The sequence below is a fragment of the Empedobacter sp. ULE_I140 genome (assembly GCF_053482575.1).
Genome location: NZ_JBQMTX010000001.1, coordinates 3272349 through 3281851, shown reverse-complemented (window position 1 = coordinate 3281851; position 9503 = coordinate 3272349). Strand labels below are relative to the sequence as shown.

Genomic DNA, 9503 nt, shown 5'->3' with positions numbered 1-9503 from the left:
TTTGCTAAATGAGAAGTTCATTTGAAATTATAAAATATACAGAAGAAAAAATAGCCGAATAAAACGAAGTCAATCCTTTAATAATGGAGCTATAGGAAATTCGAAGTTGTAAAAACATAGGTAGCAATACCAAACGAAATTATTTACAATGGAGAGTTTGATCCTGGCTCAGGATGAACGCTAGCGGGAGGCTTAACACATGCAAGCCGAGGGGTATAGTTCTTTCGGGAACTAGAGACCGGCGCACGGGTGCGTAACGCGTATGCAACTTGCCCTACTGAAAAGGATAGCCCTTCGAAAGGAGGATTAATACTTTATAACAGATTTAATGGCATCATTAGATTTTGAAAGATTTATCGCAGTAGGATAGGCATGCGTAAGATTAGTTAGTTGGTGAGGTAACGGCTCACCAAGACGATGATCTTTAGGGGGCCTGAGAGGGTGAACCCCCACACTGGTACTGAGACACGGACCAGACTCCTACGGGAGGCAGCAGTGAGGAATATTGGACAATGGGTGGAAGCCTGATCCAGCCATCCCGCGTGTAGGATGACGGCCTTATGGGTTGTAAACTACTTTTATCTGGGGATAAACCTACTTACGTGTAAGTAGCTGAAGGTACCAGAAGAATAAGCACCGGCTAACTCCGTGCCAGCAGCCGCGGTAATACGGAGGGTGCAAGCGTTATCCGGATTTATTGGGTTTAAAGGGTCCGTAGGCGGATTAATCAGTCAGTGGTGAAATCTCATAGCTTAACTATGAAACTGCCATTGATACTGTTAGTCTTGAGTGATGTTGAAGTTGCTGGAATGTGTAGTGTAGCGGTGAAATGCTTAGATATTACGCAGAACACCAATTGCGAAGGCAGGTGACTAAACATTAACTGACGCTGATGGACGAAAGCGTGGGGAGCGAACAGGATTAGATACCCTGGTAGTCCACGCCGTAAACGATGGATACTTGCTGTTGGGTTTTCGGATTCAGTGGCTAAGCGAAAGTTATAAGTATCCCACCTGGGGAGTACGTTCGCAAGAATGAAACTCAAAGGAATTGACGGGGGCCCGCACAAGCGGTGGAGCATGTGGTTTAATTCGATGATACGCGAGGAACCTTACCAAGGCTTAAATGCAATTTGACAGAACTAGAAATAGTTTTTTCTTCGGACAGAATGCAAGGTGCTGCATGGCTGTCGTCAGCTCGTGCCGTGAGGTGTTAGGTTAAGTCCTGCAACGAGCGCAACCCCTATCATTAGTTGCCAGCGTTTAAAGACGGGGACTCTAATGAGACTGCCGGTGCAAACCGCGAGGAAGGTGGGGACGACGTCAAGTCATCACGGCCCTTACGTCTTGGGCTACACACGTGCTACAATGGTAAGTACAGAGGGCAGCTACTTGGCAACAAGATGCGAATCTCAAAAACTTATCTCAGTTCGGATTGGAGTCTGCAACTCGACTCTATGAAGCTGGAATCGCTAGTAATCGCATATCAGCCATGATGCGGTGAATACGTTCCCGGGCCTTGTACACACCGCCCGTCAAGCCATGGAAGCTGGGGGTACCTGAAGTCGGTGACCGTAACAGGAGCTGCCTAGGGTAAAACTGGTAACTAGGGCTAAGTCGTAACAAGGTAGCCGTACCGGAAGGTGCGGCTGGAACATCTCATATTTAGAGAACGACGAATTTTCTTCTATTGTAAGAAGATTGATTTTGATTCGGCTTTTTATTCTGTAATATTTATAAATATATTAGAAGTTAGATATTAGAATTGAGAACTTAGATAAATCTAAATACTCATATCTCAATACTAAAATCTTACAACTAAAAAGACCACTCTTTAAGAGTATTAAAGAGTCTCATAGCTCAGCTGGTTAGAGCGCTACACTGATAATGTAGAGGTCGGCAGTTCGAGTCTGCCTGAGACTACTGAAATAGTTTTGAGTATTAAGTCTTGAGTTAAAAGTTTAAAAATAAACAACTCATTACTTACAACTTATCACTTATTACTTAATAAGAGGGGGATTAGCTCAGCTGGCTAGAGCGCTTGCCTTGCACGCAAGAGGTCATCGGTTCGACTCCGATATTCTCCACAAGCTTAATGCTTAAAGCATTAAGAGAAGAGTTCATTGACATTATTAGAAACAGATTATAAATTTATTTATAATCGCATACAATCAAAAACAAACAGATTTAGAAATAAATTAAAGTTTTATAAAGGTATACAATTAATCAAGAAAACGAGTAAGATTAACATAACCGCTCAATAATATGACGGTTAAATCGAGAAAAAAGTTACAAAGGGCGTACGGCGGATGCCTAGGCTTTGAGAGGCGATGAAGGACGTGATAAGCTGCGATAAGCTACGGGGAGCGGCACATACGCATTAATCCGTAGATTTCCGAATGGGACAACCCGGCATGTTGAAGACATGTCACTCTAATTTATTAGAGAGCGAACGTTGGGAACTGAAACATCTAAGTACCAATAGGAAAAGAAATCAATTGAGATTCCGTAAGTAGTGGCGAGCGAACGCGGATTAGCCCTAAAGACTTTATAAGGATAACAGAATAACCTGGAAAGGTTAACCGTAGAGGGTGATAGTCCCGTAAGTGAAATTTTTATATAGTTGATAACGAGTAAGGCGGAACACGAGAAATTCTGTCCGAATATGGGAGGACCATCTTCCAAGGCTAAATACTCCTCAAAGACCGATAGTGAACTAGTACTGTGAAGGAAAGGTGAAAAGCATTTCGAATAGAAAGTTGAAATAGAACCTGAAACCGTACGCCTACAAGCGGTCGGAGCACGTAAGTGTGACGGCGTGCCTTTTGCATAATGAGCCTACGAGTTAATGTTGCTGGCAAGGTTAAGCACTTCAGGTGCGGAGCCGTAGCGAAAGCGAGTCTGAATAGGGCGCTATAGTCAGTAGTATTAGACGCGAAACCTTGTGATCTACCCATGGGCAGGTTGAAGCTTTGGTAACACAAAGTGGAGGACCGAACCGGTTGACGTTGAAAAGTCTTCGGATGACCTGTGGGTAGGGGTGAAAGGCCAATCAAACTGGGAAATAGCTCGTACTCCCCGAAATGCATTTAGGTGCAGCGTTTAGTAAAGTATATTAGAGGTAGAGCTACTGATTGGATGCGGGGGCTTCACCGCCTACCAATTCCTGACAAACTCCGAATGCTAATATATGTTTCTAGGCAGTGAGGGCATGGGTGCTAAGGTCCATGTCCGAGAGGGAAAGAACCCAGACCATCAGCTAAGGTCCCCAAATATATGCTAAGTTGAAAAAACGCGGTTGGATTGCATAGACAGCTAGGATGTTAGCTTGGAAGCAGCTATTCATTTAACGAGTGCGTAACAGCTCACTAGTCGAGCGATCCGGCATGGATAATAATCGGGCATAAGCATATTACCGAAGCTATGGATTAGTACATTAGTACTACTGGTAGGGGAGCATTCTAACGGCGCAGAAGTCATCTGGTAATGGATGGTGGAGCTTTTAGAAAAGAAAATGTAGGCATGAGTAACGATAAAATAAGTGAGAAACTTATTCGCCGTAAGACTAAGGGTTCCTCAGCTATGCTAATCAGCTGAGGGTTAGTCGGGACCTAACACGAACCCTAACGGGGTAGTGGATGGCAAACGGGTTAATATTCCCGTACCTGCACTCAATAAAAGTGACGAATGATTGTAGGAGGTGCGTACTGACGGAATAGTACGTTGAACCTACGTAAAGTAGGGATAGTACACGAAGACTTCGGTTAGAGTGATAATCCTCTGAAAATTGTTCCAAGAAATAGCGAGATGTGCAGCCCGTACCGTAAACCGACACAGGTGGTCGAGGAGAGTATCCTAAGGCGCTCGAGCGATTCATGGTTAAGGAATTAGGCAAAATAGACCTGTAACTTCGGGAGAAAGGTCGCTGACAGCAATGTCAGCCTCAGTAAAAAGGCCCAGGCGACTGTTTATCAAAAACACAGGACTCTGCAAAATAGAAATATGACGTATAGGGTCTGACACCTGCCCGGTGCTGGAAGGTTAAGGAAGGAGCTTAGAGGTAACTCGAAGGTTTTGACTGAAGCCCCAGTAAACGGCGGCCGTAACTATAACGGTCCTAAGGTAGCGAAATTCCTTGTCGGGTAAGTTCCGACCTGCACGAATGGTGTAACGATCTGGGCACTGTCTCAACCATGATCTCGGTGAAATTGTAGTATCGGTGAAGATGCCGGTTAATCGCAACGGGACGAAAAGACCCTGTGAACCTTTACTATAGCTTTGTATTGACTTCGGGTAAATAATGTGTAGGATAGGTGGGAGACTATGAAGCAGTATCGCTAGGTATTGTGGAGTCATTGTTGAAATACCACCCTTTATTTACTTGGAGCCTAACTTCTTTATGGAAGGACAGTGCATGGTGGGTAGTTTGACTGGGGTGGTCGCCTCCAAAAGAGTAACGGAGGCTTTCAAAGGTACCCTCAGCACGCTTGGTAACCGTGCGTAGAGTGTAATGGCATAAGGGTGCTTGACTGTGAGACCAACAAGTCGATCAGGTGCGAAAGCAGGACATAGTGATCCGGTGGTTCCGTATGGAAGGGCCATCGCTCAAAGGATAAAAGGTACTCCGGGGATAACAGGCTAGTCTCCCCCAAGAGCTCACATCGACGGGGAGGTTCGGCACCTCGATGTCGGCTCGTCACATCCTGGGGCTGGAGAAGGTCCCAAGGGTTGGGCTGTTCGCCCATTAAAGTGGCACGCGAGCTGGGTTCAGAACGTCGTGAGACAGTTCGGTCTCTATCTGTTGTGATCGTTAGAAGTTTGAGCGGAGTTGACTCTAGTACGAGAGGACCGTGTTGAACAAACCTCTGGTGTATCAGTTGTGCCGCCAGGTGCACCGCTGAGTAGCTACGTTTGGAAGAGATAAGCACTGAAAGCATATAAGTGCGAAACTCGCCGCAAGATAAGACTTCTTTAAAGGGTCGTTGTAGACTACAACGTTGATAGGCTATAGATGTAAAGGCAGTGATGTCATAGTCGAGTAGTACTAATTACCCATAGACTTTTTCTAAAAAAGTAGAACGAATCAAAGCTAATGATAGCAATATCAAAAATAAAAAAGATTAAATACTAAGATTGATTTAATCGTCATAGAGAAGGTTAGTTAATCTTATTTGGATTAATAGAGTAATACCAAAGATTGTGTGAAGGCTTTAGGCCTAAAGCTTTAAGCTTAATGCATAAAGCTATCTAATAATGTCAAAATATACTAGGAACTAAGACCTATACAAAAATATTAGGGTGACTATAGCTGCAGGGCTCACCTCTTCCCATTCCGAACAGAGAAGTTAAGCCTGCCTGCGCCGATGGTACTGTTACTTACGGGAGAGTAGGTCGTCGCCAGTTTTTATTAAAAGCCTCAAGTGAACAACTTGAGGCTTTTTTTGTGGGTATACGTCGCGCTTTAGACTGAACGTTTTAAGCTTTACGCATCTCCAGACTATGTTTTATAAAACAAGAAGCTTCCAATCAGTAAATAAGAGGCTTCTAATTAGTCAACAAGAAGCTTCCTTTTTACAACTAACTCAGAACTTACAACTCATAACTCGAAAACAGCCCTATAATCTCCTCAAGGGGATAGTTTAACTTCTATTCCTATTCCTTTAAGTCTTATGTCTTATAACTTATCACTCAAAACTCAGAACTTATAACCCGCGTTAGGGATAGTAGTAAAAATCCTTTTGTAGGAATTGGAACTTTCTTACTTGAAATTGAATCTTCTTCTACAAAAGATTGGAACGGATAGTCCGACCGAAGGGAACGCCCAAATTAATTTTTGTTAGGCACTATAAATTATTTGAAATTTATTAATTTATATAGATCATTTATTTTTTTAATAGAATCATTATCTAAATAATATAGGAAAAATAGGTTCTTGTCTATCTCAACAAAACCAGTAATCATATAAGATTTTTCGTTTTTTGATTCAATTAATAAATCAGGTTTATAATCATTGTTAATATCTAGCTCAACCATACCTTTTAAAGCATAAAGCTTTATTCTATCATTTATAATTGAATCGATGGGATTTCCTTTTATATTATAATTTACAATGGGTTTATGTATAAAGAAATCATCTGGAAAGTACATTTCTTCATATTTAGTATTTTCAAAATTATATACATCAGGACTCCGAAAAAATGATATTTTTTTCATCATTCTTTTATTAATTTCGATAATTTCTCCTAAGTTATATATCCTTATGATTGATTTTATTTTATCATCAATTGTTTCAGGATTGTATGTGTAATTTAAATTTACTTGCCTTACTTTATTTGATTTGGAATCGAAATTTACTGTAATATTCTTTAAGTTTTTATCGTCAACAATTGAAAACAAGTGAGAATTAAAAGATTTTAACGATTTAAATTGTGCATTATTTACAGGTGGAACTTTATAATAAAGTTCATTATAAGATTCAAATTGATAATTATTAAAAGTCTTACGAACTAAATATAAAGTATAAGTTGCAGAAAGTACCAATAATATAAAGAATAGAAATATAAATATCTTTTTCATAATTAATTATTATCGAAATATCAATTGTAGTAGCTTTCATAGATGCTTTTACAAGTGTTATCCATTCATATTCATTATCCATAAATATATGAATAAAAAAGAATTACACATACAAAAAAAAGCCCAACCAAAGTTGAGCTTGTATTTATCCAAAATAAAATGAATCGCGATCATTTAGAAAATTGAAATGCTTTCGAGTTTTATCTTGTTCTTCTTTATCAATTTCGAACTGTAAAATTTCGGGATGATTGTTAATTGTTTCCAAATCTTGTCCCAATGTATCAAATAAATGCGAATCGCCTTGATACTCGAGATTATAGCCATCTACGCCAATTCTATTTACACCAGCAATAAAAGCCATATTTTCGATTGCTCGAGCTTTTAGGAGTGAAATCCAAGCTTCTCGACGTGCTTTTGGCCAACTAGCGTTACAAAGTATCAAATCGTAGGGATTTTCCTCAGTATTGCGAATCCAAACTGGAAATCGTAAATCGTAGCAAACAATAGGACGAATTTGCCATCCTTTATAATCTATCGTTACAATTTTATCTCCTGCAGAATATACCCCAGCTTCTTTTCCGTAACTGAACAAATGTTTCTTATCGTAAATATAAATAGAGCCGCTTGGACAGATGAAATAAAATCGGTTATAGTATTTATCGTTTTCATGTGTAGAAATGCTTCCAGCAATCACAGAATTCAATTCTTTGGCTTTGTGTTGCATCCATTCGAAGGTTTCTCCAAAAGGTTTTTGACCAATTTTTTCTACATTCATCGAAAATCCCGAAGCAAACATTTCTGGTAACAATATAATATCAGTTTGATGATTGGCTAATAATTCATTTAAATAAGCGTGATTAGCTTTTGCATCTTCCCAGATTATATCGTATTGTATTAATGATATTTTAAGTTTATTTTGAATCTCCATTGTTAATAAATTTTTGATCTAATTTTGGTTTATTAGATTGGTTGATGATGTAATACATAAAGATAAATATAAAAAAACCAATAAACGAACCACCAACGGTATCAATCGCAAAATGGCGCGATAAGTAGATTCTACTAATTGCGATACTTGGAAAATGAAGTGCAAAAAATAATTGTAACCATCTGTTTTTGGTTAATAAACATAAAGTCATCGAAATTATTGCAGCTGTTAATGAATGTCCTGAAGGAAAAGTTGAAGCCATTTGTATCGCATAATCTTTGACTAGAATAATGTCTATTTTTTTCTGTGTAAAATAATATCCAGGACGTAAAACTTGTTCGAAATAGACATTCTTAAAGAAAACACTAATTGTTGTTGCAACTGCTCCAGAAACTAATAAATAATAAAAATATCTTCGAGTTGTTTTCCAAAATAGATAACCAAGAAGTATAAAAAATAAATAATAGGTTCCGAAATCGGTATAAAAAACAAAGAGTTTATCGAGATAATGATTGCTGTATTGATTGAAATGCAGATGTAATTCGTCGCGACCATAATATTGCGTCATAGCAATTGCAGCAAAATTGTAGATAAAAAAAACGACAAAAAATGGCCAAATTCTTAGAAATAAATCTTTTTGTTGATTCATTTGAGTTGGGTTTTTAAATAACATTTATGATGAGATTCCAAATAAGTCTAGAATGACATTCATTCAAATTTAAGCAAAAAAAAAACTTGACTAAATAGCCAAGTTTTAAAACGTTTTAATATTGTTTAAAAAAATTATTTTACTTTTTCTACGATTGCTTTGAAAGCTTCTGGATTGTTCATCGCTAAGTCAGCTAAAACTTTACGATTTAATTCAATTCCAGCTTTGTGGATAGCTCCCATAAATTTAGAGTAAGACAATCCGTGTAATCTTGCTCCAGCGTTAATTCTTTGAATCCATAACGCACGGAAATTTCTTTTCTTTTGACGTCTATCGCGGTAAGCGTATACTAAACCTTTTTCTACTGCATTTTTAGCAACAGTCCAAACGTTTTTTCTTCTTCCGTAATATCCTTTTGCAAGTTTTAAAACTCTTTTTCTTCTAGCTCTTGACGCAACTGCGTTTACTGATCTTGGCATAATTTTTAATTTTTTTGTAGTGGGCGAGATTGCTCTGCTTTAAGGCCCATCGACAGGGTTAATAATGAATTAATAAACCAAATAAGAACACGTTCTTATTTTAATCTTAATTGTTGTTTTACTGAATGAACATCAGCTTGATCAACTAAACCAGTTTGAGTTAAATTTCTCTTTTGTTTAGTCTCTTTTTTTGTTAGGATGTGGCTTTTAAAAGCGTGTTTTCTTTTAATTTTACCTGTTCCTGTTAATTTGAAACGTTTTTTCGCTCCAGATTTTGTTTTTAATTTTGGCATGATTACAAATATTTAAAATTAAAACGTTTTTTATTTTTTGTAAGATGATAAGAACCTAATTATTTCTTAGGTCCCATCATCATAATCATTCTTTTACCTTCAAGTTTTGGCATTTGTTCTACTTTTCCAACATCTTCCAATTCTTGAGCTAAACGTAACAATAAGATTTCTCCTTGATCTTTAAAGATAATAGAACGTCCTTTGAAGAAAACATACGCTTTCAATTTTGAACCTTCTTCTAAGAAAGATCTTGCGTGACGTCTTTTGAATTCGTAATCATGATCATCTGTTTGAGGACCGAAACGAATTTCTTTCACGACAACTTTCTGCTGTTTAGCTTTAAGTTCTTTTTCTTTTTTCTTTTGTTCGTATAAGAATTTTTTGTACTCTACGACACGACAAACAGGTGGAATGGCTTTTTCACTGATCATTACCAAATCTAAACCTTGTTCTTCTGCAAGTTCTAAAGCTTTAGCTATTGGATATACACCAGGTTCTATACCTTCTCCAACAACGCGTACTTCTTTCGCGTCAATCTTATCATTGATCTTGTGTTGATCTTCCTTAATTACTCTGGCT

Annotated in this window: 6 protein-coding genes, 2 tRNA genes and 3 rRNA genes; 5 read left to right on the top strand and 6 right to left on the bottom strand. The window is 38.2% G+C overall.

All coding sequences use genetic code 11. The annotated features are described in order from the left end of the window. Positions 1–145: 145 nt before the first annotated feature. From ACTS9J_RS15745 to rrf, 5 genes are all read left to right on the top strand, one after another. A 16S ribosomal RNA gene (locus ACTS9J_RS15745) occupies positions 146–1664 on the top strand. Positions 1665–1848: 184 nt separating this feature from the next. Continuing rightward, a tRNA-Ile gene (locus ACTS9J_RS15740) sits at positions 1849–1922 on the top strand. Between the two features lie 90 nt (positions 1923–2012). After that, positions 2013–2086, top strand: a tRNA-Ala gene (locus ACTS9J_RS15735). A 195-nt stretch (positions 2087–2281) separates the two neighbouring features. Then, positions 2282–5067: ribosomal RNA gene (locus tag ACTS9J_RS15730) — 23S ribosomal RNA — on the top strand. A 226-nt stretch (positions 5068–5293) separates the two neighbouring features. After that, positions 5294–5402: ribosomal RNA gene (rrf, locus tag ACTS9J_RS15725) — 5S ribosomal RNA — on the top strand. Together the 16S, 23S and 5S rRNA genes with 2 tRNA genes alongside form the textbook arrangement of a ribosomal RNA operon. Positions 5403–5849: 447 nt before the next feature. Here rrf and ACTS9J_RS15720 read toward each other — a convergent pair. The 6 genes from ACTS9J_RS15720 to infC all read right to left on the bottom strand — a co-directional run bounded on the left by ACTS9J_RS15720 (position 5850) and on the right by infC (position 9493). Continuing rightward, entirely contained in the window at positions 5850–6575 is a 726-nt protein-coding gene (locus ACTS9J_RS15720; protein ID WP_286496430.1) for a hypothetical protein, read from the bottom strand. 145 nt (positions 6576–6720) lie between these two features. Continuing rightward, positions 6721–7503: a nitrilase-related carbon-nitrogen hydrolase gene (locus ACTS9J_RS15715; protein WP_286496429.1), complete on the bottom strand. Its 783-nt coding sequence runs from the start codon at positions 7501–7503 to the stop codon at positions 6721–6723. Then, positions 7487–8152 carry a phosphatase PAP2 family protein gene (locus tag ACTS9J_RS15710; RefSeq protein ID WP_185144154.1) on the bottom strand — a complete coding sequence of 222 codons (666 nt, stop codon included), beginning with the start codon at positions 8150–8152 and terminating at the stop codon, positions 7487–7489. Before ACTS9J_RS15710 ends, ACTS9J_RS15715 begins: the two co-directional genes overlap by 17 nt. Before the next feature lie 134 nt (positions 8153–8286). After that, positions 8287–8631 carry a 50S ribosomal protein L20 gene (rplT, locus tag ACTS9J_RS15705; RefSeq protein WP_038337134.1) on the bottom strand — a complete coding sequence of 115 codons (345 nt, stop codon included), beginning with the start codon at positions 8629–8631 and terminating at the stop codon, positions 8287–8289. A 95-nt stretch (positions 8632–8726) separates the two neighbouring features. Continuing rightward, positions 8727–8924, bottom strand: a complete 198-nt coding sequence (gene rpmI, locus ACTS9J_RS15700) for a 50S ribosomal protein L35 (protein WP_038337133.1) — start codon at positions 8922–8924, stop codon at positions 8727–8729. A 59-nt stretch (positions 8925–8983) separates the two neighbouring features. After that, the gene (gene infC / locus ACTS9J_RS15695; protein ID WP_236688239.1) at positions 8984–9493 is read right to left on the bottom strand and encodes a translation initiation factor IF-3; all 510 of its coding nucleotides are present in this window, start codon (positions 9491–9493) and stop codon (positions 8984–8986) included. Between the last annotated feature and the right edge of the window lie 10 nt (positions 9494–9503).

Bases quoted from the DNA above. Each gene is read 5' to 3' on its own strand.
- rpmI (WP_038337133.1), bottom strand. From the start codon at position 8,924: ATGCCAAAATTAAAAACAAAATCTGGAGCGAAAAAACGTTTCAAATTA.
- ACTS9J_RS15720 (WP_286496430.1), bottom strand. From the start codon at position 6,575: ATGAAAAAGATATTTATATTTCTATTCTTTATATTATTGGTACTTTCT.
- rplT (WP_038337134.1), bottom strand. From the start codon at position 8,631: ATGCCAAGATCAGTAAACGCAGTTGCGTCAAGAGCTAGAAGAAAAAGA.
- ACTS9J_RS15715 (WP_286496429.1), bottom strand. From the start codon at position 7,503: ATGGAGATTCAAAATAAACTTAAAATATCATTAATACAATACGATATA.
- ACTS9J_RS15710 (WP_185144154.1), bottom strand. From the start codon at position 8,152: ATGAATCAACAAAAAGATTTATTTCTAAGAATTTGGCCATTTTTTGTC.